The organism is Neisseria sp. P0021.S005, assembly GCF_051956955.1.
The window spans coordinates 23739-50328 of sequence record NZ_JBQCWY010000001.1 but is presented as its reverse complement, the minus strand read 5'-3'; the positions used below and the strand labels follow the sequence as shown (position 1 = coordinate 50328).

At 49.0% G+C, this 26590-nt stretch carries 23 protein-coding genes and 3 tRNA genes; 7 read left to right on the top strand and 19 right to left on the bottom strand.

The genetic code is table 11. The features are described 5' to 3' along the window. Positions 1-12 precede the first annotated feature (12 nt). From ACTHUE_RS00255 to ACTHUE_RS00170, 18 genes are all read right to left on the bottom strand, one after another. Positions 13-2610 carry a phage tail tape measure protein gene (locus tag ACTHUE_RS00255; RefSeq protein ID WP_440392573.1) on the bottom strand — a complete coding sequence of 866 codons (2598 nt, stop codon included), beginning with the start codon at positions 2608-2610 and terminating at the stop codon, positions 13-15. 400 nt (positions 2611-3010) lie between these two features. Continuing rightward, positions 3011-3367, bottom strand: coding sequence for a hypothetical protein (locus tag ACTHUE_RS00250; protein ID WP_070647002.1), 357 nt, complete (start codon positions 3365-3367; stop codon positions 3011-3013). Between the two features lie 23 nt (positions 3368-3390). Next, positions 3391-3897: a phage major tail tube protein gene (locus tag ACTHUE_RS00245; protein WP_063075566.1), complete on the bottom strand. Its 507-nt coding sequence runs from the start codon at positions 3895-3897 to the stop codon at positions 3391-3393. Positions 3898-3984: 87 nt separating this feature from the next. Then, on the bottom strand, positions 3985-5157 hold the full coding sequence (locus tag ACTHUE_RS00240; RefSeq protein WP_063075567.1) for a phage tail sheath subtilisin-like domain-containing protein: 1173 nt from the start codon (positions 5155-5157) through the stop codon (positions 3985-3987). A gap of 122 nt (positions 5158-5279) precedes the next feature. Beyond that, positions 5280-8681, bottom strand: coding sequence for a type IV pilus assembly protein FimV (locus ACTHUE_RS00235; RefSeq protein ID WP_440392572.1), 3402 nt, complete (start codon positions 8679-8681; stop codon positions 5280-5282). Beyond that, a complete protein-coding gene (locus ACTHUE_RS00230; protein WP_063075570.1) occupies positions 8681-9289 on the bottom strand; it encodes a hypothetical protein in 609 nt (202 codons plus the stop codon). The genes ACTHUE_RS00235 and ACTHUE_RS00230 overlap by 1 nt, the downstream gene beginning before the upstream one ends. Then, positions 9286-9540, bottom strand: coding sequence for a hypothetical protein (locus ACTHUE_RS00225; protein WP_063075571.1), 255 nt, complete (start codon positions 9538-9540; stop codon positions 9286-9288). The genes ACTHUE_RS00230 and ACTHUE_RS00225 overlap by 4 nt, the downstream gene beginning before the upstream one ends. A gap of 19 nt (positions 9541-9559) precedes the next feature. Further along, positions 9560-10300: a tail fiber assembly protein gene (locus tag ACTHUE_RS00220; RefSeq protein ID WP_063075572.1), complete on the bottom strand. Its 741-nt coding sequence runs from the start codon at positions 10298-10300 to the stop codon at positions 9560-9562. A gap of 21 nt (positions 10301-10321) precedes the next feature. Then, on the bottom strand, positions 10322-11848 hold the full coding sequence (locus tag ACTHUE_RS00215; protein ID WP_440392571.1) for a tail fiber protein: 1527 nt from the start codon (positions 11846-11848) through the stop codon (positions 10322-10324). Between the two features lie 16 nt (positions 11849-11864). Then, positions 11865-12446 (bottom strand): phage tail protein I, encoded by a 582-nt coding sequence (locus tag ACTHUE_RS00210; protein ID WP_063075574.1) that lies wholly within the window; start codon positions 12444-12446, stop codon positions 11865-11867. Positions 12447-12449: 3 nt separating this feature from the next. Further along, positions 12450-13346 carry a baseplate assembly protein gene (locus ACTHUE_RS00205; RefSeq protein WP_150540469.1) on the bottom strand — a complete coding sequence of 299 codons (897 nt, stop codon included), beginning with the start codon at positions 13344-13346 and terminating at the stop codon, positions 12450-12452. A 9-nt stretch (positions 13347-13355) separates the two neighbouring features. Then, the gene (locus ACTHUE_RS00200; protein WP_070647033.1) at positions 13356-13682 is read right to left on the bottom strand and encodes a GPW/gp25 family protein; all 327 of its coding nucleotides are present in this window, start codon (positions 13680-13682) and stop codon (positions 13356-13358) included. Continuing rightward, positions 13679-14302 carry a phage baseplate assembly protein V gene (locus ACTHUE_RS00195; RefSeq protein ID WP_107792040.1) on the bottom strand — a complete coding sequence of 208 codons (624 nt, stop codon included), beginning with the start codon at positions 14300-14302 and terminating at the stop codon, positions 13679-13681. Before ACTHUE_RS00195 ends, ACTHUE_RS00200 begins: the two co-directional genes overlap by 4 nt. Continuing rightward, a complete protein-coding gene (locus ACTHUE_RS00190; protein ID WP_107792039.1) occupies positions 14299-14568 on the bottom strand; it encodes a hypothetical protein in 270 nt (89 codons plus the stop codon). Before ACTHUE_RS00190 ends, ACTHUE_RS00195 begins: the two co-directional genes overlap by 4 nt. A 153-nt stretch (positions 14569-14721) precedes the next feature. Next, positions 14722-15933, bottom strand: a complete 1212-nt coding sequence (locus ACTHUE_RS00185) for a tyrosine-type recombinase/integrase (protein WP_107792038.1) — start codon at positions 15931-15933, stop codon at positions 14722-14724. A gap of 172 nt (positions 15934-16105) precedes the next feature. After that, positions 16106-16196: transfer RNA gene (locus ACTHUE_RS00180), tRNA-Ser, on the bottom strand. A 62-nt stretch (positions 16197-16258) separates the two neighbouring features. Beyond that, positions 16259-16345: transfer RNA gene (locus ACTHUE_RS00175), tRNA-Leu, on the bottom strand. A 38-nt stretch (positions 16346-16383) separates the two neighbouring features. Further along, a tRNA-Leu gene (locus tag ACTHUE_RS00170) sits at positions 16384-16470 on the bottom strand. Between the two features lie 79 nt (positions 16471-16549). On the opposite strand from ACTHUE_RS00170, the gene rnr reads away from it, so the two are divergent. From rnr to recR, 4 genes are all read left to right on the top strand, one after another. Continuing rightward, positions 16550-19045, top strand: a complete 2496-nt coding sequence (rnr, locus tag ACTHUE_RS00165; protein ID WP_070695574.1) for a ribonuclease R — start codon at positions 16550-16552, stop codon at positions 19043-19045. 82 nt (positions 19046-19127) lie between these two features. Beyond that, entirely contained in the window at positions 19128-19475 is a 348-nt protein-coding gene (locus ACTHUE_RS00160) for an ArsC family reductase (RefSeq protein WP_004519737.1), read from the top strand. Positions 19476-19620: 145 nt separating this feature from the next. Next, complete coding sequence (locus ACTHUE_RS00155; protein WP_004519736.1) at positions 19621-21474, top strand: SurA N-terminal domain-containing protein; 1854 nt, start codon at positions 19621-19623, stop codon at positions 21472-21474. 82 nt (positions 21475-21556) lie between these two features. Next, positions 21557-22162: a recombination mediator RecR gene (recR, locus tag ACTHUE_RS00150; protein ID WP_003679078.1), complete on the top strand. Its 606-nt coding sequence runs from the start codon at positions 21557-21559 to the stop codon at positions 22160-22162. Between the two features lie 62 nt (positions 22163-22224). Here the strand turns inward: recR and ACTHUE_RS00145 are convergent, their stop codons facing one another. Further along, entirely contained in the window at positions 22225-22512 is a 288-nt protein-coding gene (locus ACTHUE_RS00145) for a hypothetical protein (protein WP_003683377.1), read from the bottom strand. 214 nt (positions 22513-22726) lie between these two features. Here ACTHUE_RS00145 and ACTHUE_RS00140 point away from each other — a divergent pair, with 214 nt between their 5' ends. The 3 genes from ACTHUE_RS00140 (at position 22727) to recD (ending at position 26548) form a co-directional block, all read left to right on the top strand. After that, the gene (locus tag ACTHUE_RS00140; RefSeq protein WP_004519734.1) at positions 22727-23977 is read left to right on the top strand and encodes a lipoprotein-releasing ABC transporter permease subunit; all 1251 of its coding nucleotides are present in this window, start codon (positions 22727-22729) and stop codon (positions 23975-23977) included. Further along, complete coding sequence (lolD, locus tag ACTHUE_RS00135) at positions 23970-24653, top strand: lipoprotein-releasing ABC transporter ATP-binding protein LolD (protein ID WP_004519733.1); 684 nt, start codon at positions 23970-23972, stop codon at positions 24651-24653. Before ACTHUE_RS00140 ends, lolD begins: the two co-directional genes overlap by 8 nt. 131 nt (positions 24654-24784) lie before the next feature. Further along, complete coding sequence (gene recD / locus ACTHUE_RS00130) at positions 24785-26548, top strand: exodeoxyribonuclease V subunit alpha (RefSeq protein WP_070695576.1); 1764 nt, start codon at positions 24785-24787, stop codon at positions 26546-26548. The last annotated feature ends 42 nt before the right edge of the window (positions 26549-26590 follow it).

The window sequence follows — 26590 nt, the reverse complement described above, 5'->3', positions numbered from 1 at the left end:
CCTTTTTTGGTGTCAGTCATCTGAAAATGCGCTACGGGCACGACGTGCGGCTTGGTCTGCAATCTGCTTAATCTGACGGGCAACTTCGCGGGCGATGTCGGCTGGACTTTGGCTGCCTCCGTTGATGGTAATGTTGACGGTCATACCGCCTGCGTTTGTGTGATTTAATCCTGCCGATACGGGAACTGCTCCGACAAGGGAAGGGCGCGGTTCTTCAGCTGCGGCGGGGATAATGCTCTGCAATGCGCCCAAGCCTGCTTTGCGGATTTTTTCCAGAACCCGCCATCCTCCGAAGCGGGCTACATCCTGTTGATTGAAGACAACCTCGCCTTTATGCACGATACCGGCCGCTTGGTTGACACCTCCCGCTCCTGTGTAACCGCCTGTGGAATATCCTTTGTTGGGAATGTATGCGCCTACGCCATAACCGGCTGCGCTGCCTCCCGGTGCGGTCGGTTTGGTGGAAAAGGCTTTTTTCATCCATTCCCATGCGCTAGTAGCGACGTTTTTGAGGATTTGGAAGTTTTTGATGAGGATACCGATTGGGCCTAGGGCGGCGGAGAGGGCGTAGGATATGGGGTTGTTGCCGCTGAATGTTTTTTTTATCCATCCCCAGCCTATGATGAGGGCGTTTTTGATGCGGTCCCAGTGTGTGGCCAGTGCAACGATTGCGCCAATCGGCCCGGTCAGGGCGTATAGGATGGGATTTTGGGCGAATGTTTTTTTAATCCATTCCCAGCCTCTGATGAAGGCGGCAGTCAATGTATCCCAATTGGTGTAAACGAGATAGATGATGCCGATTAGGGCAGTCAGCGCAAGGCCTATGGGATTTAATGTCATGAAACGTAGGGCAATGCCTAATACTTTAAGAATACTCATGCCGAATCCGCCAAAGGCAATGCGGGCGGCGGCAAAGGGGACGGCAACTGCGGCAATAACTGCGGCCAGCCCTGCTAAGGCGGTCATTGCTGCGGTTGCATAAAATGCGATTTTTCCAAGTTTGGCGGCGGCCTCTGGATTTTTTGCCGACCATTCGTTGAATTTATCCAATAAGCCTGAAATGACATTCATGCCGTACTCTAAGCCTGAAAACATACTGCGCCCAAAGCCTGATTCGGTATTGAAGAGCTTATTTTTGAACATCTGCCATTTGGACGACATGGCGTTGACACGAATTTCGAACTCTTTGTCGAGGCTGCCTAATGCGTCCGGGGAGGTGGCAAGGCGTATTTGCTCGCGCCAAAGCTCTGTATTGGCGATGAGTTGGGCAAATACGCGGTTATATTCGCCGCCTGCCAAGCCTTTGAGAATGCCTGCTTGTTGCTCTTTCGGCATTTGTTGAACGGCGGCAATGATTTTTTCAAGCGTACCTTGCGCGTCTTCGACCATGCCTTTTTGGACGGATTTTGCGTCTATACCTATGCTTTTCAGGGCTTCCCGTACGGGTTTCATATCAGGCGCGGTACCCAGCCTTGTCATAAGGCTGCCAACCGCTTTGGCAGAGGTGGAAGCATCTACACCTGCGGATATAAGGGCGGAGCCTAGAGCCGCTACATGCTTCTCGTTCATTTTCGCCAAACCCATGCTGCCTGATACTTCGTTCATGTAGCTGATGAGCTGGTCGCCTGCAACCAGTGCGTTGTCATCAAGGTAGTTCATGACGTTGACTAGTTCAGAAGCGGCTTCTTTGGATAATTTGAAGTTTTGGCGAATGCGCCCCAGCTCTTCTGCAAGCGCCCCCGGGTCTGCTGCTTCAAAGGCATTTGCAGCTTTGACGGCTTCGGTAACGTAGGCTGCAAGCTCTTGGCGTGGGATATTCATCTTCGCGCCGGCAGTCATCATATTCATGATCTCAACCGTTGCCATGGGCAATTCACCGCTTAGTTTTTGGACTTCAGCGCGGATTTTGGCGATTTCGGCGTGGTTGAGGCTGCCGTCTGTATTTTTGAGGCTGCCGACTTGGCGGATCAGTCCCTGCATTGCATCTTCTTCGGACATGGCTGTATTGATGGCATGCCCTGCACCTTGCCTCATGGTGGCAGCCTTGCTACTTGTCCATGATGAGACACCCGATGCAATACCTGCGATGGCTGCGGCCTTGATTCGACTCTGTTGCCGTTTTTCCAGCTTTTCTAAGGCGGTAGACTGCTTTTCGATTTGGGCAGTAGTCTTTTGCATTCGGGCGGCAATCTCTGCCTGCTCTTTTTCAAGGTTTTGTCCGGATACGCCGACTTTTTCCATGTGGTCTTTGTAGCGTTTTAGCTGCGCGGATTGTTTTTCGTATTCGTTATTCAGCCTTTCGTCTTCACGGGTCAGCTTTTTGAGTTCTGCCGCCTGTTTTTTTGTGGCAACGCCCGTTTTGTCGATTTCGGCAGTAAGACGGCTTGTGGCGGCAGAATTACGGATGATTTGCTCATTCAGACGGTTGAAATATTGTTCTGCCTTGCCGATTTTTACCAGTGCGGTTTGGGCGCGCTCAAGATCACGCATTTCTTTTTTGTTTTTCGCCAATTCGCCCGACAGCCCGCTACTACTTTTTTTAATTCTGTCAAACGTTTTGCTTGCTTTGTCGGCGGCTTTGAGGATAATATTAATTGTCTTGTCTGTCATGGCTCGAGCTTTAAGATGAAACGGAAAATGAAAAATCAGATCTTGGCAGATTCGGTTTTGAATGCAGTTGATTCTGTCATTTGGTGGTATGGCGCATTATTTTGGCTTTTTGTTGCCGTCATTGCCCTTATGGTATGGATGCTTCCTTGATTATTTTGTCGATTGAAAAGGTCGTCTGAATTGATTTCAGACGACCTTTTTTATTGTCCGTCTCCTTGGCGTGCGCGTTGGATTTCGGCGGCTTTGGCAGCCCAGCGGTTAAGGGTAAAAAGATTTAGTCCTGCGAACCAGCCGATACCTCCTTTGAAAGTAATGGCGCAGAGGGCAAGGGCGTCGTCTATTGGGTAAAACGCAGGAACGTCTTCATCTTCTTCAGCCTGCCAGATGTCGGGCGCTGCTTTTATAAGGTCGGCGAACTGGCCGGCTCGGTATCGGAAGCATGGGTATAGCCCAAATCGGCAAAGGCTTCCTGAATCTCTGCTTTCGCCGAAGGTGCGGCTGAAAAAAAATCAATAGCGGCATTGAGGGCTTGTACATCTGCCATACCTAATACGCCATATTGCGCCATGCCAATTTTTGGGGTGCTGATTTTTGAGAGGAGCTTTTGAACAGTTTCGGTGTGTTTGATTTTGATGAGGTCTTGTCCCATGCCTGCCATATCTTTGGCCAGCGGTTCGCGCAAAGTGTAGGCTTTGCCGTCGGTCAGGGTTACGGTCAGGGTATCGTCGGGGTTGATTTTGATTTTTGGTTCTTGCATTTACTTGTTCCTGTTGTATGTGTTTAGAGGCCTAATGCGGCGCGAATGCCGGCACGAACGTCTTTGCCGCCGATGATGAGTTTGTTCGCCATGAGGTCTGCTTCAAAAACGACTTCTCCATCGACGGTTTCTTTCCAGTAGGTTAGGGCATATTTGAATGTCTGCTCTCCACCTTCGGCTGCTTTGTCTTCGCTGCGTGTGGTTTCGATAATTCGGCCACGCGCTTCGCCGACCAGTGTTTGGTAGGTTTCTTCGTCTTCTTTGTGCAATGCGCCTTGATAGCGTAAGAGGTTGCCATTGATTTTGTGGCTGATGGATTTGAACAGCTCAAGATCAAAACCTTTGCTGGTCAGCTCCAGCTCTAATTTTTCGATGCCATGAATGACGGTAAATTCGCCCATACCGCCGCCCGGGGTGTAGTCTTCGGTTTTGAATTTGATGTCCGGGCGTTTGACGGTCATGAGGACGCCGTCTTTGTTGAGTCCGTCGGTAAAGACGTTAAAACTTTTCAAGATGCGTGGCAGCTGCATTTGGGTGTCCTTTATTACTTGTGTTTGGGGTACCTATCCCTAACCCCTCTCTGTTGGGAGAGGGGAATTATTGGGAGGCAAGGTAGTTTAGACGGTGGTAGGTTTGAGGTTAGATGCGAATTCGATAACTCGGTCGGTCAGGTTGACGATAAAGCGGTCTGATACATGTTGGTTGAGTTCGATATTCTCTAAAGGCGGGGCTACGGTAAATTCGTAGTCGAAGGCAAAGATACCGCCGGCTACGCGTTCTTTTTCGATTTTTTTGGGGTCGATGAAGACTTGCGCACCCAATAACCAGCCTTGATAGACTTTTTCGGCGAGCTTGGCATTGATGCTGTTGATGATGTCAATCATAAGGCTCGGGTGCATTGGTTTGTCCATTGCCCAGAGAAAGCTTTCGGCGATGGTCTCTTTAATTACGGAAGAGACACGGACTGTTGGTTCGAATGCCCAGGCAGGATCTGCAGAACATGTGCGGTTGCCCCAAACGCGGAAGCCGTTTTCACGGATGAGGGTGGTAATGTTGAGGTTGTTGATGGTATTGGCGTCGCTGTTGATGTCCAGAAGTCCGAAGCTGCGTGGGTATTTAAGGGCGGATACGCCTTGAATTTCGGTATTTGAAATGGATTTGTGCGGACCGATTTTTTGGTCAAGCATGGCACGTGCGCCGAGGATGCGGGCAACGGTAGCGGCAGTTTCTTGGGTTTTGGAAGCGCCGAATGTCATGAATTCGTTGTCAATCAGCATGAGGTTTTTTTGCCCAAATCCGTTCTTATATTGGGTCAGGGCGGTAATATTTTCTGCGCCGCCGGCGGATGCATATACAAAGCCTTCAAGAGCGTTGGCGGTTACAACCAGCTCGGCGGTTACGTCAGCGTCGTCAAGTTCGGGCGCACCGATGATTTTTGGTTTGTAACCGGTATGTGCGGGAGCTTTCGCCAGTGCTTTGATACCTGCGATAACGTTTGCTTTCTGCTCCGGTGCTTTGGTTGAGCCGGGAACGCGGACTACAACGATTTGGGCATCTGCCTGATCTGCAATTGCGTCTAGGGATTTTGCCAAGGTTCCTTTGCTGCCTGCTTTATCAATCAGGGCAGAGACGGATGTTGAAAATATGGGTTTGGTAGCGGGAAAGACTGTGTCATCAGCGTCTTCTGCGGTGGCAACGATGCCGATAATGTTGGTGGCGATGTCGGAAATATGGCGCGCGCCGTGTGTGAATTCGTTGGCTGTTACGCCGTGCATGCGTTTTGCGGTCATGTGGCTGTCCGTTTCTTTGGGGATGGTCTGATTGTTGCTTTGCTTTTTATCGGTGGCAAGCGGTGGAGGTTTTGAGTGGGATTTTTAGGCCGTCTGAAGTTTTCAGACGGCCTTTGTTTGTCTTAAGCGGCGGCGATGCCAAATCCTGTCATCAATGCCGCGCCTTTATCGGTGGCTTTGGACACATCCCCTTGTACGATTTCAAAACCTGCACCGATTCGAACTGTACGGCCTGTATTGGCAACGTGGCTGGTACCAATACGGATTTTGTCGAAAGCGGTATTCCAAGGTACAACGGCTATATGCCATTCACCGTAGGAATAGGTATTGCCTGCTCGGTTGACTTTGCCATCGACTGTGGCATTTTCCGGCATGCGTAGAGTAAAACCGTTTTCGCCATGAGTGGCGGTTACGCCGCCAACGGCGGGGCTTTCGCCTGTTATCGGCAGTAGGATAAATGCTGCCCCTGGTGTGCCTCCTTTTTCAAGTTTGAACGGCATAATGACTGTGGTCGGAGTACCGGTTGTGGCACTGACTCCGCTACTTTCGATATAGCGGTGGCCTCTACCGTTTTCGCCTGCCTGTGCCTTCATGTAACGGATGTTGCCTTCTTCTCCAAATGCACCTACCCATCCTTCCGGCTCTCCTGCACGTAGTGCATTGATGACGCTCGTCAGACGAGCCTCACTATTGCTGCTGACGGCTTCTGTTGTGCTGGATTCGAGGCCGTTAAATGTGAATTTAAGGGATGTTTCTGTGGCGGCAGGTGCGGGCTGTTCATTAGTGGGTGCCGGTCGTTCAGGCTCTGCTTTAGGTGTTGCTGAATCAGCTTTTGGTACTGCCGTTTCTGGTGTCGGCTGTGTGACTGTCTCTGACGCTTTGCCTGCTGTCGATGCTTTGAGTTTAGTGATTTCGGCCTCTAAATCTGTCAGCTTCGCCTGCATCAGGGTGGCGGCATAGTCAGTAGTCTGTGTATTTTTATGGTTACGCGCGCCGGTCCATACTTCTACTGTATCGGTCAGTTGGTTGTGCATGTAATTCTCGGCAACGGTGCAGTTGTCTAATTCGCCGATAGGGTAGAAACCTGCACTTAGTAGGCCGTTTCGGTATTTAACTGTGTCAACGGTATAGGGTTGTCCCACTTCGGTTTTGCCCTGCTCGGCGTTCTTGTACGGGGTAATATCGCAGTGATTGCCGACAATGGACGCGCCGCGCAACTTGCCGATTATCATCTGGCGCATGAAGTTGCCGTCGGGGGAGTTTTGAATGTAGTTCCCGCGGATTTGTGCAGCCAACATTGTGCCGTAACGCGCTTCTGCGCCCACGCTCATGCCGTATGTCGATGTGTTGACGGTTGCGGTAGCCGTCGCACCCGTACCACCGCCTCCTTCGAGGGTTACGGTTGGCGGTGTGTCGTAGCGGCTGCCGATGCGGCGCAGCTTGATTTCGGTAACTTTACCGTCTTTCACTACTGCTTCGCCTTCTGCGCCGAAGGCTTCCGCACCGCCTCCTGTGATGATGACTTTAGGGGCGGTGGTATAGCCGCTGCCACCATTGGTAACAGCAAATCCTGAAACGTAGCGCATGCCGTAAAAATCGCCGAACGGCAGGGCAAACGTAAACTGGTTGCGTTCAATCAAAAAGTGGTTATGCCCGTAGTTGCATTGCAAACCGCGCGGGGCATAGACCGTATTGTCGTTAATCAGTTGACGGCAACGCAGCCACCATTTCTTCTGATTGCGGCGGGAAAGCACTCCCAATGCACCATTAATCGGATGAATGCCGATATTGCCGCTGACAATGGTATTCCCGGTAATTTCGATATTGCTGTCTTGGTAATAGAAACTGTACGGGTCTGCAATTTTGGAGGCGCGTCCGTCCGTCGCGGCAAATACTTCTTCGATCACGGTGGAAATGCCGTAGTACATGGCACGGCCACTGTTGTTTACGATTTTGACGTTGTTTCCGGTATGAATATCCATTACCTTGCGCTTGCCAAAACCGAACACGTTGTCGTGAATGAATAGGTTGTCCATTGGCAGGTATCGGGATGTACATTGCTGATAACCCGGATCAAGGCTGACGATGGAATTATTCCAGCCACGCACATGTTCCAGATGCGCATCGGGGTGTCCGACTACAGAATCAGGTGCGAAGATGCCGCAAAGTTCGTAGCCTGATACGCGGACTGCTTCCACCCCGCAGGTATAGTTGTGGGTAAAGTATCCGCCCGTGATTCGGGTGTTGACGGCAACCATGCCTTTTTCGTAGGCCTTGGCGACTTCGCCTCCGCCTACATCCTCTCCGGACGGAGAACCATGTAAACCTGCAATCACTGCGCCGCCAGTGAATCCCCGTACGTCGAAGTAGCGGATTTCTGTGCCTCTGCAGTCGAACAGTCGCCAACCGTAACCGCGACTCCATACCTGACCACCGCGCCAGAGGCCGAATGTGGGCGCAACCGTGCCGTCATCTTGAGGGAATTGCGACAGGCCGTCTGAATTCCAGTAGCCGCCGACGCTGCGGTAGCGTTGGCTCGATTCGTCAATGTGCAGTTGGCGGATTTTTTCGCGTGTATATCCTTCAGGTTGTTGTACGCCTGATGTATCAGCCGAATTGTTCATGTAACGGGCAACATCGTGGGACAGTGTGGTGGTATTGAAACCTGCCTCCGCCGTACCTTTCAGCGCCATACCCGTGCCGATGTGCGGTTTTTCGCGCGTCCAGCCGTCGATATGCGGAATCCAGCGTTTGTCAGGGTCGGCCATGCCCGATGTATAGCCATAGTCTTTATAGGCACGGGTGGTAATTTTGCCGCCGTGCAGAATGGTGTTGCCCTCGGATTTGCCGCACAAGTGGAACACGTCCTGCCCCATTTCTTCCACGCAAAATTCTGCCAACGAGAAGTCGTACACATTAAAAACGGAATGATGAAAGGTAATACACGGCTGTTGGCCGTTGACTGTCAGCATCATGCCGCCGACGGAAATTTGCCGTCCGTCCGCGCCGTAGTATTCCGGCTTGTAACCTGTGTTCTTCGTTACCGGGAAAAAGCCGCCGCGCGAAGAAATAAAGACGTTAGACGGCAGACGGTCGTACCATGCCTGAATCAGACGGACAATATTCAATGCGTCTTCTTTAGAAGGATTGTTTTTGTACCAACCGTCGTAAACTTTTTTACGCAGTTCGGGTGTCAAGGCGTCCTCGATATAGAACTTACCTTTTTCAATGGCAATCTTGGCGGCAGCCTCGATTTGTTCGCCCTCGAACTTGGCCTGCTCGGTAATAATCAGTGATGGTGTTTTGACATCGGCAAAGGCATTGCCTACTGCTTCTGATACTTTGGCGGGTGTAATGAGGTGGATGTCGGACGTATTGTCGTTTAGTTTCAGACGGCCTTCTTCGTCAAGAGAGGCGGTCACGTTTGGATTTTCTGCAAGTTTTTTGGCTTTTGCGGATTCTTCTTTTGCTGCCACTACTGCATCGGTAATTGCTAATACGGCTTGATCTAATTTTGATGTCATTATTTATTTCCTAATTTTTTATACACTTCTGCCAGTGTTTCGTCGGTCAGGTCAGTGGATGCAGCTGGATTCGGAGTAGGGGCAACCGGTTGTTCAGGTCGCGTGGACGGTATGTGTTCCGTGCCGTTGCCGTTGCCGTTTTGTGTTTCTTTAATGACCTCTTTTACGATTTCCCGTATTTTTTCAGGAGATACGCCGGCGGTTGGTGTGCCTTCGGCAGGAGATACGACGACTAGCCCCTGCTCCATGATGCTGACGCGGATGGGTTCGGTACTCTCGCCGATAATGCCGCTGACGTTGGTAATGGAGGGTGCAATGTAGATTTCTCCGCGCAGGACGGTACAGACGATGCCCCCAAAAACGGCGCGTAGGTCGTATTGGCCTAATGTCCATGCGATGTTTTGAGTCAAGTGGGCGGGGAAAGTAATAATTATTTCTTGTCCGCTGACACTGATTTGAGGGCGCAGCTCTTCGCCTGTCTGCCCGCGTACGGTCATTGCCCATTGCGCGGATTTAGGCTCGAATGGCAGGCCTCCACCGTCAAAGCCGATTCTGAAAATACGGGTATCGCCTTTGTATAAGGTCAGGTTTTTTGTCTGGATGGTCATTTGAGACTTTCAGGGAAGTGGGCTTTATGTTTTTCGCGAAAATAGGCGGCTCGGCAGTGGCTCTTCTGCCAGAAAAATAGTGCGTCAACTGCTTTTCGGATGGCTGTCCAGTGACTCTTGTTTGCTTCGACATCTTTGCGGTAGAGGCGGCTGGACAGGGTCTCGTCCGGGTAGCCGCCAAATACGGCATTAATTGTTTGGTCGGCAGCAATGGCAAGATTCTTGAAGTAGGCTTTGATGTTTGATTTCATTTTCAGACGGCCTTGTAAATCAGATATTGATTTCGGTGTTGATGACGTTGAGTTCGTCTAAGTTTTGGGCGGCTTCGATTTGTTTCTCGATGGCTTGGCGTTTGCCTGCAACGGTAGCGCAGAGGGACTCATAGGCAACGGTTTTGCGCAGGGCGGCGGCTTTGAGTTTGTCTGCTTCTATTCCGCGCGATTGGGCAATTTGATCTAAAACGGGTGTGGCCGCGCTTTTATCTACCGACCATGCGCGGGCTTCGGCAGCTTGGATAGGCCAGCTCTGCACTTCAAAGGCGGGGAGGTCGTCCATGCCTGATTTTTGGGCAACAATGTTTTGGGCTTGACGGTTGATGGCGCGGATTAAAGCAGCCTTGGACGCGTTTAGAAATTCGGCTTCAATTTGTGCTTTTTTGTCTTGGTTTTCCATCCATTTTTCTCCATCCCATTCGTCAAACCGTGAGGAAGGTTTTAAAAATGTCAGGTCGTCTGAAAGGCTGCCGATTTGGTCGATGATAACGGCTGTGCGATCAGTTTTTCGGTAGGCAGTTTTGCCACGATGGTCTTCGATGACGTCCCAGCCTTCGCCGTTCCAGCGGGCGGCTTTGCCTGCGCTGATTTGAGGCGGGTCGGTGTCGATGCAACCGGCGGGAATCAGATAGCTGCCGTCGCGTGCCATGATGTCCAGATCGGCTGTGGTTTGGCCGATGTAGAGATGGTCGGCGTCAAGTTGGCAAACGGGTTTTGTCCATTGGATGTTTTGGGTCATTTTTTTACCTTTCTAAACGGTTTATGCCTTGATGCATGCCAGCAGGGCGATATTTCTAGGACGGGTTTCAATGCCGCCAGCCGGGTCGGTTTGGCCGACAGTGTCAACCGATACGGTTGACGGATTGCTACCCCTGTCGGTATCGGACATGCGGTTGACGCCGATGCCGTGGCTGTGGCTGCGGAACTCATCCGCCTGCCATGAGCCTAAGACACGATTTCTATCAATTGCTCTGCCGTCATCCCATGATCGGATAAATTCGCCGCGTAAGTCGGGCAAGTTGAAAGTGGTGCGTCCGTCACCACGGCCGTAACGTTCGCCGATGGCGGCGAACAGGTTGGCATAGATGGTACGGGATACTGCCGCGCCGTTTGCTTTTAACCATCCAAATGGTGGGACATCTTGGGCAAAGTAGGCGACGGCACCAACGGGGACGCCTACATTCATCACGTTGTTATCGACACGCGCAATCAGTCCGGGCGTGTCCCAACCGATGGCAATTTGATGATTCTGCCCGCCCAAACCTACTGCGCCTCCGCGTCGGATACTGTTGTCGTAGGCGGTTTTGACGGCTTTGGATGTGGCAAGATTGTCGGTACTGTCCAGATTTACGGCATCTGATTTGTCGGACATAAGGGCGATTTTGACATCACTGTATGTCAATGTGCCGTCGTCTTTAAGTTGCAGATATTTTCTGCTCTTGGAATTACGCAAATAAATATCTTGGGGACCGGTATGGATATCGGCAGATTTTCCATTGCCGGATACGGACAATCCCGCATTAAATACGGCTTTTGATGTAAAGGTTTTGATACCGCCGACGGTTTGGTCACTTGATAGCATGACGCCGTTTTCTTCGGTTAAGACGGTTCTCATGCCGATATAACGACCGTTGGCATCCCAAGCAGAGGTAACGAGATGATACGGATTGGACGACGAGCCGTATGAGAAGCCGATGCCGCGGGCGTGTGCGCCGTTCACTACTTCCGGATGGGCAATGTGGATTTCCATTGTTGGCAGGGTATTTCCGTCAAGCTGACGGCCATTGGATCGGTAAAATCCGCTTTTGGTATAGCCTCCGGACTGGTCTGCATAGTAGTTGGTGGTGGCGACATTCATTTTGTCAGTAGCAAGTCGGGCGGCATTGGCTTCGACCCAACTTTGATAGGCGACGCTTTCCGATCCGGATACGCGCGGGAAGTGTACGCGCCCGATTTCTCGACTTCCCGATGTAAAAACATAATTGAAGCGTGCGCCGTTTTCTCCTTCAGATACGGGGGCGGTCTCAAAACGCCAGTAGCTGCCGTCGCCATTGGTAAAACGGATTTTTTCCCATGCGTTGGTTTGAATATTGAGCTGGCCTTCTATAACTTGCGTACCTTTATTGCCAATCTTGGATTCGACTTGGGTTTTAAGGTATAAGGTGCGGTTAGCTAGCGCTTGCAGGGGTTGATTGATTGGGGCATCAGTACCGCCTATAACGCGGTCGCCTGGTTCGATGAGGCGGACGTTTTGGGTGTATTGGTTGAGTTCTTTTGCGTTGGCCATTTTTTATCCTTTAGGGTCAGGCTATGCCGAAGTTGTAACTACCGTCGAATGTGATTTCTCCGTTCCAATAGATAGGGTGGTCCCGGTAGTCGAGGCTGTGCAGTTCGCAACGGAGAGGGACAATTCGTTCCAACCATTCTCGAAGCTTTTGGGCTTCATTATTGGTAACCGGGCGGCTTAATTTAATGCTGTATTTCGCCCATTCTCCATTGCTGCCTCCGAATAGGTGTGTGCCGTCAAAGACGGCGTTTCCGTTCCAGTAAAGATTGGCGGTATTTTCGATGATTTGTATTTCTCCGTATCCTAGGTCACGGAAAAGGCGCCGGATGACGGATGGTGTCCCTTTGTGCTGATGCTTTTGAATATAGTTTTCTATCAGTTTTCGGCGTGCGATTTCGGTGTCGGTAATATTCCAGCCTTCGTCACTGCCTATGGAGCGTTCCCATGCAAGCCATGGTATGAATTCTGGAGGGCAACTGTCGGGAATGCGGCTTTTGGTAATGACTGTGAGGTCGAAGACAGTTGCCAGTTCTTGCGATGTCAGGCGTGCAAGGGCTTGCAGGAGGTCGGTGTTGTTGGTTGGGATGACTGTCGGCATGGCTTAGGCTTCTGTCAGAATGGTTTCTGTAATTTTTATAAATTCGCCGTCTGTACACAGGATGTCTTGTCTTGGCTCTGTCAGCTCTACTTTTTTGACGCCATCTGTATCAAGTGCGCCAATGATTTTGGACAAGGCAATTTGTGCGCCGAGTCTTTTATGCTGCTCTAGCATTTGATTGAGGTCTTGAAGCTGGCGGGCTTTGACGATTTCTTTGTCTGGGCCGTCTTCATAGGTAATACGGGCGGATATGCGTATTTCTTTCGGGGTGCCGGCGTGGACGGTTACGGTATCGCAGAGTGGGCGTCGGATTTCGTCGCTAAGATAGGCATTGACGGTTTCAAGGGTACGGCCACTAGGTCTACCTTGGTTGCTGGATGTTTGGATATAAACAGCGACTGTTCCCGGAGACACTCTGACGGCGCGGGCATCGGTAATATCGGGGGCGGCATCAAGGGCATGGGCTTCATATGCTGCACGAGGCCCTGCCGCTGCGAGTTTCTCTGGATATAACTGGACGCGCCGGCGGAGGTCATCGTCGGTTTCGTAAACGGCTTCTGTGGGGGGGGTGGTGGTTGGATCGGCAGCGATGATGGTTTTCCGCTCTATGCCTTTGGCTGCGGCAAGGTGGTCAAGATCGCTTCCTTGTGCGAAGGCTAAAAGTGTTGCTGCAGCTGCTTGGTTTATACGTTGTCGCAGGATGATTTCTTGATATGCCTGTTGTTGAAGGTCGATGGTCAGTGGCTCTGATTCGAGTTTCAAGGTGGCTGCAATGGTTGGACGTATGCCAGCCGGGACGAGGGCGATGAGGTTCGCTTTTTTGCGCTCAAATATGGTCTCAAAGTCGAGTTCTTCGATGACTTTGGGGGCTGGTAGGCGGGTTAGGTCAATTTCTGCCATGTTTCTGCGTTATTGGATTTGGAATGTTTGTTCTGTGCCGTCGGTCAGGGTCGTGACAATGGTAATGGCTAGTTGTCCGTTGGCGGCGGCGGTCGGGTCAAAGTGTATGCTGCGCACGGTAATGCGCGGCTCCCATGCCGCTATGGCAGTTACGGCAGCCTGATGGCAGAGTGCTATAACGGTCTGGGTCATTGGCATATCTATCAGCTCTGGCAGAAGGCTACCGTAGTCTTCTCGCATGAGGCGGCTACCGATGCGAGTGAAGAGTATGTTCTTTATGGATTGGGCAATGTGTTCTTTTAAGCCGATGCCGCGTCCTGTTTGGTCGTTGGTCATCTAGGCTGTCCTGTTGTGCCGCCGCTGTCGCCCTGGTGGGTGTGGGTGGTTAGGTTGACCCCGTTACTGATGATGCTGCCTGATTCTTGGCGTATTGTGCCTTTGATAACTGCTGCCGCTCCACCTTCGCCACCACTTCCTGCCATACCACCCTGATATGTAAGCAGTCCGGCAACGGTTAACTTGCCTTTGATGTCTGTCTCGGGACTGTCGATAGTCAGGTGTTTGGTGTGTACGGTGGCTTTTTCTTTGACGGTAATATCGGCAGTTTTGATGCCTTCGATTTGTAGATGGCTTTTTGCGTGGTTGTATTTAAACTCTGCTCCGTCAGGCATGAGGATGATGGTTTCATCTGGGTTTTGGGATGGAGCAGGATGTTGGGAGGTTGAGAAGCCGCAAATAATAATTCCGTTTTCGGGTTCTCCGCTGGGAGAAAGTATGATGCAACCTTCGCCGATGGAAGGTAAACGCCAAATTGATACGCCACCCGCTGCAGGAACAAAGTATGGCAACCAGTCTGTAATGAGACCGCCGTGTTGTGCGCGGATTCTGTTGGCAACAGGGTCGGTTTGGGAAACTGTGCCGATTTTTATGAGGTTTTCAATGTTGCGACTGGTCATGGGATGATGTAGTCTCCGATTTTTAGGCTTTCAGCTGCTTTTTTGCTTTCAAACATGGCTTTGCGGTCGAATTTCCAGCCGTATTCATTTTTTAGTCTGACGGTAATGAACCATAAGCCGCAAAAAAATAAGGGGCGGCTGTGGATTGCTATGACTTGGCAGGGTTCTTTGAACATGGTCTTGGTTTTGGTTTTGCTGTTTTTGGAAAGCCGCCGTTGTGGAGTGGCAACGGCGGCTTTGGGGGATGCCGTCTTTCCGGCTGTCATTACTCAACAATCACAAGGAACATATCACTTCAGATGACGATTTGATTTTGGCAAAGAGTGAATATGTGGGCAAGCAGATGGGGTTTTAGGTGGGTTTTTTAAGTTTTGGATATAGAAAAAGGTCGTCTGAAAACTTTTCAGACGACCTCAAAACTATTTTATCCGATACTTTTCCCGTAATGCCATCACATCTCGACCAAGGTTTTCCAGCATTTCTCGTCGCTCCTCTAAAAGCTCTGATCGGTCATAAGCGCGTTCTGTCTTATCCGTAATGCCATGCGAAAGCAGTAATTCACCCACATCTCTGCGAACCTTATAAACCTCTCTCAAATAAGTCCGTGCTAGACTCCGCAAACCGTGTGCCGTCGTATCCAGCCCCATTTTAGTACGAAGCTTTAATCTGACTGTCTCGGACGACAATGGCTTGGTAAACCCTGAACCTTCAAATAAGAATACTCCATTCACATTTAATCTTAATGCCTCAAAATAGATTCGCGTCAAAGCGGAACTTAATGGGACAACATGCGGCCTTGTTTTCATCCTTTCAATTGGAATTTCCCAAGTTCCTGCCTTTAAGTTAATTTCATCCAGACGAGTCCCTGCTGCTTCCGACGGCCGCGTCATACTCAAAAGTTGCCAATAAATTAATAGCCGCGCTCGTTCCCCAATTCCCTTCGATGTTTCTAACTTCTCCACTAAGAGTGGTAGCTCATCAAAGCGCAGTGTATCGAAATGACGTTCAGGTGGCCTATCGAATACTTGTTTTCCAATAACACTGACTGGATTTATAGTGATAGATCCATCTGCTACAAAATAATCAAACATCAATCCCAATGCACCTTTAACCCGACGTAAATATTCAAGCGCCCCGCGTTCTTCCATTTTCCTTAAAACTGCTACTATATCTGCCGTCTTGATCGAACGAATATCCTTTCCCTTAAAAAAAGGTAGTACATTCAATTCTAAAGCCGACAGTACTTGCCCTGCATAACGCGGATTTTTACCCATCCCTTGTTTGCCACCCGATTTCTTCCATTTTTCAAACCAAAGTACCAAGCAATTTTCAAAACGAAACTCTGCTCCTACGTCCGCAGAAATTGCCTTCGGATCAGTTCCATTTCTGATTTTTTCTAACATCTCCTTTCGCCATGCCCGCGCATCTGCTAGTCCGAAACGTGGAAATAAACCCAGCGTCAATGTGTTCATTTTCCCATCAGGGCGGCGGTATTGTAGCCTCCAAGACTTAGAACCTGAAGGCAAAATCCATAGGGCAAGCCCACCTCCATCTGGTAACTTGTAAACCTTCTCTTTAGGTTTTGCTGTTTTAATTTGAGACAGACTTAATGGCGTTACAATTTTTGGCATGAAGTGTTACTCCTTGGGTAATAACACATAAAATACCACAAAAAAGATAAAAGAATTGAAATATACCCGAAATGAATTTAAAGCAGATGAATAACAAAAAAGGCTAAGTTATTGATAACTTAGCCTTTAATATGCGGTTTTAGAAGTAATGAAAAACTTATAAAAATGAAAATGGCAGAGAGGAAGGGATTCGAACCCTCGATACGCTATTCACGTATACACGCTTTCCAGGCGTGCGACTTAAACCACTCATCCACCTCTCTGTGGACTATTATCCTGACTTGTTATCAGAATAATGTGAAAAATTGACTGATTGATTTATCAGTGGTGCCCAGGAGAAGACTCGAACTTCCACACCCGTGAGGATACTAGCACCTGAAGCTAGCGCGTCTACCAATTCCGCCACCTGGGCAATTTAAATTTTCTTAAGCAAAGAAGCACCAAATTATTTGGTGCCCAGGAGAAGACTCGAACTTCCACGCCCGTGAGGACACTAGCACCTGAAGCTAGCGCGTCTACCAATTCCGCCACCTGGGCTTTGCTTTATTCTTCAATTTAAGGTAGAGTTGACTACCTGAACTGCGAAGAAGCAGCTATTATATATTTTAAAAAAAGAATGTCAACTATCAAAATGAACAAAAATACTAAATCTTTAAATTTACGAGAAAAAGACCCGTATTTGGAGCGGGAGAAACAACGTTACGCTCATCCGTTGCCCAGCCGTGAATGGGTCATTGAATTATTGGAACAAAAAGGTGTGCCGACAAAAATCGAAGCGTTGGCACATGAATTGTCGATTACAGAAGATGAATATGAATTCTTCGAACGCCGTTTGAAAGCGATGGCACGTGATGGTCAGGTGTTGATCAACCGACGTGGCGCGGTATGCGCGGCAGAAAAATTGGCATTGGTTAAATGTCGTGTCGAAGCGCATAAAGACGGTTTTGGTTTTGCTGTGCCGCTAACGCCGACGGGCGAAGGTGATTTCGTTTTGTATGAGCGTCAGATGCGCGGCGTGATGCACGGGGATATTGTTACCGTTCGTCCTGCCGGTATCGACCGCAGAGGCCGTCGTGAAGGAACGGTTTTAGATGTGGTGGAGCGTGCGCAGTCTAAAGTGGTCGGTCGTTTTTATATGGATCGTGGCGTGGCTATTTTGGAGGCAGAAGACAAGCGTTTGAGCCAAAGTATCGTGTTAGAGCCTGAAAGCGTGGCGAACTTTAAACCGCAATCCGGCCAAGTGATTGTGGCTGAAATTGAGACGTATCCTGAAGCGCATCGTCCTGCTGTGGCTAAGCTGATTGAAGTGTTGGGCGATTATGCCGACAGCGGTATGGAAATTGAAATTGCTGTACGCAAGCACCATTTGCCTCATCAATTCAGCGAAGCGTGTGTCAAAGCCGCGAAGAAAATTCCCGATCATGTGCGTAAAACCGACTTGAAAGGGCGCGTGGACTTACGCGATTTGCCTCTGGTAACCATTGACGGCGAAACTGCGCGGGACTTTGACGATGCGGTTTTTGCCGAAAAAATTGGCCGCAACTACCGCTTGGTGGTGGCGATAGCTGATGTCAGTCATTATGTCCGCCCTGATGACGCGATTGATGTAGATGCTCAAGAACGCAGTACCAGCGTGTATTTCCCGCGCCGTGTGATTCCAATGCTGCCGGAGAATTTGTCCAACGGCATCTGCTCTCTCAATCCTGATGTTGAACGCCTGTGTATGGTGTGCGATATGGTGATTACCTATGCCGGCAATATCAAGAAATACCGTTTCTATCCGGCAGTAATGCGTTCTCATGCGCGACTGACTTACAATCAAGTTTGGGATTGGATTTCAGACGGCCAGGATTATCCGTTTAAGCAGCAAATCGATACTCTGTATAAGTTATTTAAAATCTTGCAGAAAAAACGTTTCGAGCGTGGCGCGGTTGAGTTTGAGAGCGTTGAGACTCAGATGATTTTTGATGACAACGGTAAGATTGACAAGATTGTTCCCGTTGTCCGCAACGATGCGCACAAGCTGATTGAAGAATGTATGTTAGCGGCGAATGTTTGCGCGGCAGAATTTTTGCTGAAAAACAAACATACGGCTTTGTTCCGTAATCACTTGGGCCCGACTCCTGAAAAACTGGCCACCTTACGCGAGCAGCTTGGTTTGCTGGGGCTGAGTTTGGGTGGCGGCGATAATCCGACGCCGAAAGACTATGCTACGCTTGCCGAGCAATTTAAAAACCGTCCGGACGCGGAATTGTTACAAGTGATGATGCTGCGTTCTATGCAGCAGGCGGTTTATGAGCCTCATTGCGACGGTCACTTTGGTCTGGCTTATGGCGCATATGCACACTTTACTTCGCCTATCCGCCGTTATCCCGATTTGACGGTACATCGCGCCATTAAAGCTGTATTGAACGGACAAACTTACCAACCCAATAAAACCTGGGAGGCTTTGGGCGTGCATACCTCTTTCTGCGAACGCCGAGCCGATGATGCCAGCCGCGATGTGGAAAACTGGCTGAAAACTTATTATATGCGCGACAAAGTCGGCGAAGTTTTCAGTGGCAAGATTTCGGGCATGACCAGCTTCGGTATTTTTGTAACCTTGGACGATATTCATATCGACGGCTTGGTACATATCAGCGATTTGGGAGAGGATTATTTCAACTTCCGTCCTGAAATTATGGCAATTGAGGGCGAGCGTAGTGGTGTCCGTTTCAACATGGGCGATACGGTTACTGTAAAAGTCGCGCGAGCCGATTTGGATACCAGCAAGATTGATTTGACCTTAATCAGCGGCGGTTCAGTCGGTAAGAAACGCGGAGGTAGAAAAGCAAAACCTGTAAGCAAGCCAATAGCTGCTGACAAGTCTGTCGAAAAGCGTAAGCGTAAACTGTCGGCTAAAGAAATTGATGAAGCGTTGGCTGCTCCCATGAAGGCAAAGAAGAGCAAGGTGAAAAGTAAACCTGCCTCCAAGCCTGCCAAGCCAAGCAAACCTAAAGCCGCAGGCAAGAAAAAAACGCAGGCGAAAACAACTTCCGTCAAAGCCGGGCATAAAAATAACGCGCAAGGCAAAAGCGTGAAGATTAAAGTAAAGAAAGCTGCTAAGAAATAAGCTGCATTCAATTCAGGCCGTCTGAAAAGTTTCAGACGGCCTGAATTTGTGATTTTATGAATAAAACCAAGGATAAATTAAGATGATAAAACTATACGGTATTCCCAATTGCGATACGGTTAAAAAAGCGCGCAGTTGGTTGGCGGAAAACGGCATCGAGTTTGAGTTTGTAGATTTTAAGAAAAACGCCCCGACTGCCGAATTGATTGATGGCTGGCTGGGTCAGGCGGCTTTGGAAATTTTGCTCAATAAAAGAGGTACGACTTGGCGCAAGTTGGATAAAGATGCGCAAGAATCTGCCGCCACAAAAGAAGGTGCGATTGCTTTGATGGTGGAGAATCCCAGCATCATCAAGCGGCCTGTATTGGTCAAAGAAGGACAGGTTCATGTCGGATTTTCAGTAGAAGCGTATCAGGAAATTTTCGGATAAGGTATTTTTAGGTTTTTAGGCCGTCTGAAAAAGCAAGCCTCGAAAAAATACGTTACAATACGCGCTTTGAGCCTGTTTTCAGGATTTTAAGATTTTTGCGGCAGCATTTTCTGGCTGCCGCGCCAAACTTTTCTTTCGGATAAATATGTTCCATATTGTTGAAAAATATAAAACACCCGCCCAGATTGTTTTAGGTATCATCGGTCTGACCTTTATCGGATTCGGTGCCAATAACTTGTCTTCGCCGGGTTCTGATTACATTGTCAAAGTCGGGGATGAGAAGGTCAGCGAGCATGCTTTACAGATTGCGATACAAAACGAGCAGGCTGCCGGCAATAATGCACCTTCGCGTGATGCGGTATTCCAATCGTTATTGCAACGTGCTTATCTGAAGCAAGGTGCCAAGCTGATGGGCATCGCTGTGTCTCAGGAGCAAATCAAGCAAGTTATTGTGGATGATCCGAATTTCCATGATGCTTCCGGTAAATTCAGCCAGGATTTGCTCAAGAAATATTTGGATCAACGCAGGATGACCGAGGATCAGTTCGTTGAAGATATCCGCGAACAGTTCCAATTGCAAAATCTGTTGAATTTAGTGCAAAACGGCGCTTTGGTCAGCGATGCGCAAGCACGTCAGTTGATTAACCTGACTCAAGCAACACGTACCATCCGTTCATTTACGTTCAGCCCTGAAGCATTTGCGGCACAAGTAAAAGTAGATGATGCGGCTTTGCAAAAGTATTATGAAGCGCATAAAAAAGATTACTTGATTCCTCAAGCCGTTAAGCTGGAATATGTGGCTTTGAACATCAAAGATTTGGCTGACAAGCAAACCGTCAGTGCGGAAGAAGTACAAAAAGCTTACGACAGCAAAAGTGTAGATTTGTCGCCAAGAGCCGAAATTGCGCATATTTTCATTCCGGTCATGCCTAACGGAGATGAAGCAAGTAATGCGGAAATTAAAGCAGAAGTGGACAAAATGGCTGCGGAGCTTAAAGAGCATCCGGATTCGTTTGCCGAACTGGCGGCCAAGTATTCCAAAGACTTGTCCAGCAGCAATAAAGGCGGCAACTTGGGTTATCTGAGCAAAGGTGGCGGCAGCGGCTTTGGACCTGAATTCGATAAAGCGGCATTTGCATTGGGCAAAGGCGAAGTCAGCGATACCGTAAAATCATCTTTGGGTTATCACGTCATTAAAGTTTTGAATGTCGAAGCTGAGCCGACTTTGGAACAAGCCAAAGCGCGTATCGAAGCAGCCTTGAAACTGAAAAAAGCAGCTTCTGCCTTTAATGCTGCTAAAGAAAAATTGGGTGAAGATGCCTTCAATGATCCATCTTCTTTGGCAAAAGCAGCCGCCAATTCAGGTTTGAAAGTGGAAAACTTGGATGAATGGGTGACCAGAGCGGGTGCGAAAGAGGCAGGTTTGCCTGAAACGTTGATTAATGCTGCGTTTAGCGACGATGTACTGAAGAAAAAACACAATTCTGAAGTAATTGCCATCAACAACGAAACCGTTTGGGTCATTCGTGCGAAAGAAGTGCGCGAAGAGAAAATCGCACCATTTGCGGAAGTCAAAGACAATGTCCGTGCAGCATATCAGCGCTCTGAAGCCGCCAAACTGGCAGAGAAAAAAGCCCAGGAAACTTTGGCCGCATTGAAAGCCGGTAAAGCTGCTGATGTTCAATGGTCGCCTGTTTCTCAATTGAGCGCACAAGATGCACGTAAAACCATGTCTCCGGAGGCTTATGCAGCTTTGCTGAAAGCGCGTCCTGTCGGCGGCAAACCTGCGTATACATTGTTGGAAGGTATGCCTGCGCCGGTGATTATGGAAGTTCAGAGCGTTTCTGCTCCTGAAAATGCCGATTCACAGATTCCGGCTGCTAAACAGGCTTTGGTTCAGCAGCTTTCCGCCAATGTTTTCGATGCCTTGCTCCAGTATTTGGATAAGAAAATCGATCGTACGCAAGGTGCACAACAAGTTAATAATGCTGCCGAATAAGCAGAATATTAGAGTAGGGCAGCCGGATGAATTCCGGCTGTTTTCTTATTTTTAGCTATCTTTTTAAAGGCCGTCTGAAATCATGAGTAAAAATCCTGATGCCTTTGTCCGCTTGATTAATGCATTAAAAATCCTGCCTAATGTCGGCCCGAAATCCGCTCAACGCATGGCTTACCAGCTTTTACAGTACAAACGCGAAGAAGCGCAGGAGTTGGTGGATGCTTTGCAGTTTGCCTTAAGACAGGTGCAGCATTGTCGGATGTGTAATACATTTTGCGAAGGCGATTTGTGTGAAATTTGCGCCGACGAAAAACGTGAGAAAAGCCGCTTGATGATTGTGCATATGCCGGCGGATGTTTCCAGTATGGAGGCGGCTAATTGCCATGATGGCCTGTATTTTGTTTTGATGGGGCAAGTCAGTCCGGCGCAGGGCATGGATATTTCGGCAGTGGCATTAGATAAGCTGGTTGCCCGTTTGCAGGCGAGTGATATTGAGGAAATTATCATTGCAACCAACTTCACAGCCGAAGGCGACGCGACAGCGTATGTATTGGCGGAATTGTTTAAAAATCTTCCTTATAAAGTCAGCCGGTTGGCAAGGGGAATCCCTTTGGGCGGCGAGATGGAATATGTGGATGCCGGTACTTTGGCACAGGCTGTTTACGATAGAAGAAATATCCAATCTTAAATGCCAATATAAAAAGGCCGTCTGAATGTTTTTCAGACGGCCTTTTCATTGATGAAATCAGATTATTTGCAGCTGACGCCTTGAATTTGAGGCGTATCACCGTTGCCGACTTTAAATGCGCATTTGGTTGCGCTGCTGCCGGATACGGTAACAACACCGTTTCCGCTGTTGAGGCTGACAGGTTCTTTTACGCCCATGCCGACAGCAGTGGCTGCCAGTTTTTGAACATCGGCGTCGGAGTAAGCGGTATTGTTTGAACTGATTTTGATTTCTTTGGCGGCATATGCATTGAAGCTGAATGACAAACCCACAGCTACGGATACGAGGGCCAAGAATTTTTTGCTGTTCATTAGTGTATTTCCTTTTTGATGGTGACAAAGTGTGTCACAGCTTCAGAATAAGGGCGATTGGCCGATTGTGCAAGTTTTTCGGCGGAATTTACGGGAAGATACATGGTTTTACATACACTTTATCCCTGAATGCTACATCAGTCGGGCAATCGGACGACCTGTCGGTTTTACGGTACAATAAGCCATTTTTGACAAACGAATGAGGCATTTTTGAATGGCTTCTTTAGAAACTTGGATAGGCCTGCGCTATTTGCGTGCGAAAAAACGCAATGGCTTTATGTCATTTATTACCATGATTTCAATCGTCGGTATCGCCTTGGGTGTAACGGCGCTGATTGTGGTGTTATCGGTAATGAACGGATTTCAGAAAGAGATACGAGGTCAATTGTTGAACGTCGCACCTCATGCAGAAATCGGCTATTACGATGTCGGCAGTGCGCCGGGTTGGCAGAGTTTGCGCGAATTTGTAAAAGGCAAAAAGGAAGTATTGGCCAGCGCGCCTTATGTTTCCGATCAGGCTTTGCTTGCTAATGCAGGAGAAGTGCGCGGTGTACAAATACGCGGTATTTTGCCGTCTGAAGAAAAAAATGTCGTTGATTACGGCAAGGATATGCCGGCCGGCAGTTTCGACGATTTGAAGCCGGGCGAATTTGATATTATTTTGGGTCAAGGGCTTGCTGAGGCATTGGGCACGGAGATTGGTGGCAAGGTTACAGTGATTACGCCTGAGGGGAATGTTACTCCTGCCGGTGTAGTGCCGCGCTTGAAGCAGTTTAATGTGGTCGGTGTGGTAAAAACCGGTGTATATGAAGTCGATAACACATTGGCCATGACGCATATCAAGGATGCGCAAGTCTTGTATCGACTGGGAGAAAATGTCGGTGGGCTGCGTTTACGATTGGCTGATCCTCAGAATGCGCCGTCTTTCATTGCCAAGTTGATTCCTGATGCTAAAAAAGATGAAGTATGGGTGCGCGACTGGACGTTTAACAACCGCAGCTATTTTGAAGCCGTTGAGTTGGAAAAACGCATGATGTTCATCATTTTGACACTGATTATCGCGGTTGCTGCGTTTAACCTCGTTTCTTCTTTGGTAATGGCGGTAACGGAAAAACAAGCCGATATTGCGATTTTGCGCACTTTGGGTTTGTCCCCGGGTGGGGTCATGAAGATTTTCTTGGTACAGGGCGCATTTGCGGGGTTCTTTGGTACGCTTGTGGGCGTGGTATGCGGTGTATTGTTGGGGTGGAATGTTGGTAAGATTGTCGCGTTTTTTGAAGACCTATTTGGCGTACATTTGATTAACTCACAGGTTTATTTCATCGATTACCTGCCTAGCGATGTGAACTTGAAGGATGTCGCCGTTATTGCCTGCATTTCGCTTGGCTTGGCATTTATCGCCACACTGTATCCGAGCTGGCGTGCTGCAAAAACCCAACCTGCGGAGGCTTTGCGTTATGAGTAAGACAATTTTGAAATGTACCGGCGTTGGCAAAAGCTATAATGATGGCGCATTGAATGTACAAGTGTTGAATCATTTGGATTTTGAAGTTGCAGAAGCGGAAAGCGTGAGTATTATTGGTTCGTCAGGCAGCGGTAAATCCACATTGCTGCACCTTCTTGGTGGCTTGGATATGCCGTCTGAAGGCAAGGTGATACTGATGGATCAGGATTTGGGCGGCTTGAGCCAAAAACAGTTGGGTGAATTGCGCAACCGTTATTTGGGCTTTGTGTATCAATTCCACCATCTATTGCCTGAGTTTTCTGCTTTGGAAAATGTCATGATGCCGCTTTTAATCGGCAAAATGCCCAAGGCGATGGCTGAGGAGAAGGCTGTCAATATGCTGAAAAAGGTTGGCTTGGACAAGCGTATGCTGCACCGTCCGAGTGAACTTTCCGGCGGCGAGCGTCAGCGTGCGGCGATTGCCCGTGCTTTGGTTAATGAGCCGAAATGCTTATTGGCGGATGAACCGACGGGAAACCTTGACCGTAAAAATGCGCAAAATGTGCTGGACATGATGCTGGATTTGAAACGCGAATTGAACACCAGCCTGATTGTGGTGACCCATGATGATGAGCTGGCTGAGCGTTTCGACCGGGTAATGACCATGAAAGACGGCAGCCTGCAAGTGCTGCAATAAGGTTATTATTTCAGGCAAATATTTTATGCTTTGAACGGTATAATAGAGGCCGTCTGAAAATAGGTTTTCATTTATGGAAACGCTGTTTTTCAGACGGCCTTTCTTTTGTCCGTATCAATCAAGCATAAACCATGAATCCAACCAACTCTATCCTTTCCTCTGCCGCAGATGCGGCCATAGCGTTTTTCCGCCGTCACGAAGTACAGGGTGCATCCGTTATTGAGCCTTATGTGGTTCGACTGTTTGCAGCCTTGCAAAACGGGCATTCGTTTGTTTATTTGGATAAAGCGGATGTTGATGCCTTAAGCAACTTGCCGAATTTGGTCGGTAATGCGGATAAACCGCTTATCCTGCAAGGCCGGAAATTGTTTTTAGGGCGGATGTGGCAGTTGGAGCATGATTTGGCTGTTGAAATCAAACGGCTGGCAAGTGCCGAGGCGGAAGAAGTGAATTTCATGGTGGCTTCAAAAAGCCTGAGCGACTGGTTTGATACTAAAGACAGCAAAGAGCAACGGGATGCTGCTGCTTTGGCCTTGCTGCAAAACTTTATGCTGATTACCGGCGGGCCGGGTACGGGGAAGACGACGACCGTCGCAAAGCTTTTGGGTCTGATTTGCAATAACAGTACGAAGCTGCCCCGTATTGCGTTGGCTGCGCCGACAGGTAAAGCGGCTGCACATATGGCACGGGCTTTGCAGCGTGCTTTGGACGGTTTTGATTTGTCTCCGAGCATTAAAGCGCATTTGGAAAACTTGGAAGGGCAGACTGTCCATCGTTTGTTGAAACTGCGTCCGCCGCAAATGCGCCCTGTGTTCAATCATGAATATCCGCTTGCTTTGGATGTTTTGGTGGTGGATGAGGCGTCGATGTTGGATTTGCCGCTGGTGTTGGATTTATTGCGCGCCGTGCCTACCGGCTGCCGTCTTGTGTTGCTTGGCGATGAAAACCAGTTGCCGTCGGTTGGCTTGGGAGCCGTGTTGGCAGCATTGTCGCGTCCGACGGCTTTGGATAAAGAAACCGCTGAAAAGCTGGAAGTGTACCTGCCCAATCATGGCTTTGAGATAAAAGGGCAGCCACAGGCTTTATCGCAAAACAATGCCAAATTGACGTTCAGCCACCGGTTTGGTGCAGACAGCGGTATCGGCTGTTTGGCAAGGGCGGTGGTTTCCGGGGAAAAGCAAACTGCGGTTGAACAGTTTGACAAGTTCCCCAAAGAATTGGAAATGAAATCAGGCCGTCTGAAAGAGCAGGTCGCCTTGCTGTATCAAAAGCAACAGGATTATTGGCAGGCCGTGGCAGAGAATAATGTTGCACTCGCCTATGGTCATGCTGCCGATGTAGTGGTATTGGCGGCTTGGCGGCAGGATGCGGATGATTTGAATCAGGCTTATCAAGAATACTTGCAACGACAAGGCAAGGTTTCGGGCGAAACGCCTTGGTTTGCCGGACAAATCATCATGATTACCCACAATGATTACATGCTGGAAGTGTTTAACGGCGACATCGGTCTGATTATGAAAGATGAAGAATCGTTGAATGGCTTGTCTGCCTATTTTCCTGAGAAAGATGGATTCAAAAAAATTGCCATCAGCCGTTTGCCCGATTTTGAATCGGCTTTTGCCATGACGGTGCATAAGAGCCAAGGTTCGGAATATCGGGAAGTATGGCTGTTGCCCCCGTCAGTGCCTGCAACGACGGAAAGCGAAGAAGAAGCCCGAGGTTTGGATAAGGCTCTGCTTTACACAGCCATTACCCGTGCGCGTGAACGTTTTGTGTTTTGGGAAAATGCGGAGGAATTATGTCAGGCTGTGGGATGCCATCAAAAACGCAGGACGGCATTGGCCGATGCCTTGGAATGGCAGTTTGAACAGCTTGATGAGCAGGATTCTGTTTGACCTGAATCAAGAGGCCGTCTGAAAGAGGATAAAGCGTTTAAA

Bases quoted from the DNA above. Each gene is read 5' to 3' on its own strand.
- ACTHUE_RS00200 (WP_070647033.1), bottom strand. From the start codon at position 13,682: ATGACCAACGACCAAACAGGACGCGGCATCGGCTTAAAAGAACACATT.
- ACTHUE_RS00225 (WP_063075571.1), bottom strand. From the start codon at position 9,540: ATGAAATCAAACATCAAAGCCTACTTCAAGAATCTTGCCATTGCTGCC.
- ACTHUE_RS00220 (WP_063075572.1), bottom strand. From the start codon at position 10,300: ATGACCCAAAACATCCAATGGACAAAACCCGTTTGCCAACTTGACGCC.
- ACTHUE_RS00195 (WP_107792040.1), bottom strand. From the start codon at position 14,302: ATGACCAGTCGCAACATTGAAAACCTCATAAAAATCGGCACAGTTTCC.
- ACTHUE_RS00140 (WP_004519734.1), top strand. From the start codon at position 22,727: ATGGCTTCTTTAGAAACTTGGATAGGCCTGCGCTATTTGCGTGCGAAA.
- ACTHUE_RS00190 (WP_107792039.1), bottom strand. From the start codon at position 14,568: ATGACAGCCGGAAAGACGGCATCCCCCAAAGCCGCCGTTGCCACTCCA.
- ACTHUE_RS00240 (WP_063075567.1), bottom strand. From the start codon at position 5,157: ATGACCGCAAAACGCATGCACGGCGTAACAGCCAACGAATTCACACAC.
- lolD (WP_004519733.1), top strand. From the start codon at position 23,970: ATGAGTAAGACAATTTTGAAATGTACCGGCGTTGGCAAAAGCTATAAT.
- rnr (WP_070695574.1), top strand. From the start codon at position 16,550: ATGTCAACTATCAAAATGAACAAAAATACTAAATCTTTAAATTTACGA.
- ACTHUE_RS00205 (WP_150540469.1), bottom strand. From the start codon at position 13,346: ATGGCAGAAATTGACCTAACCCGCCTACCAGCCCCCAAAGTCATCGAA.
- ACTHUE_RS00215 (WP_440392571.1), bottom strand. From the start codon at position 11,848: ATGGCCAACGCAAAAGAACTCAACCAATACACCCAAAACGTCCGCCTC.
- ACTHUE_RS00210 (WP_063075574.1), bottom strand. From the start codon at position 12,446: ATGCCGACAGTCATCCCAACCAACAACACCGACCTCCTGCAAGCCCTT.
- ACTHUE_RS00185 (WP_107792038.1), bottom strand. From the start codon at position 15,933: ATGCCAAAAATTGTAACGCCATTAAGTCTGTCTCAAATTAAAACAGCA.
- recD (WP_070695576.1), top strand. From the start codon at position 24,785: ATGAATCCAACCAACTCTATCCTTTCCTCTGCCGCAGATGCGGCCATA.
- ACTHUE_RS00145 (WP_003683377.1), bottom strand. From the start codon at position 22,512: ATGAACAGCAAAAAATTCTTGGCCCTCGTATCCGTAGCTGTGGGTTTG.
- ACTHUE_RS00155 (WP_004519736.1), top strand. From the start codon at position 19,621: ATGTTCCATATTGTTGAAAAATATAAAACACCCGCCCAGATTGTTTTA.
- recR (WP_003679078.1), top strand. From the start codon at position 21,557: ATGAGTAAAAATCCTGATGCCTTTGTCCGCTTGATTAATGCATTAAAA.
- ACTHUE_RS00250 (WP_070647002.1), bottom strand. From the start codon at position 3,367: ATGCAAGAACCAAAAATCAAAATCAACCCCGACGATACCCTGACCGTA.
- ACTHUE_RS00255 (WP_440392573.1), bottom strand. From the start codon at position 2,610: ATGACAGACAAGACAATTAATATTATCCTCAAAGCCGCCGACAAAGCA.
- ACTHUE_RS00160 (WP_004519737.1), top strand. From the start codon at position 19,128: ATGATAAAACTATACGGTATTCCCAATTGCGATACGGTTAAAAAAGCG.
- ACTHUE_RS00230 (WP_063075570.1), bottom strand. From the start codon at position 9,289: ATGACCATCCAGACAAAAAACCTGACCTTATACAAAGGCGATACCCGT.
- ACTHUE_RS00235 (WP_440392572.1), bottom strand. From the start codon at position 8,681: ATGACATCAAAATTAGATCAAGCCGTATTAGCAATTACCGATGCAGTA.
- ACTHUE_RS00245 (WP_063075566.1), bottom strand. From the start codon at position 3,897: ATGCAGCTGCCACGCATCTTGAAAAGTTTTAACGTCTTTACCGACGGA.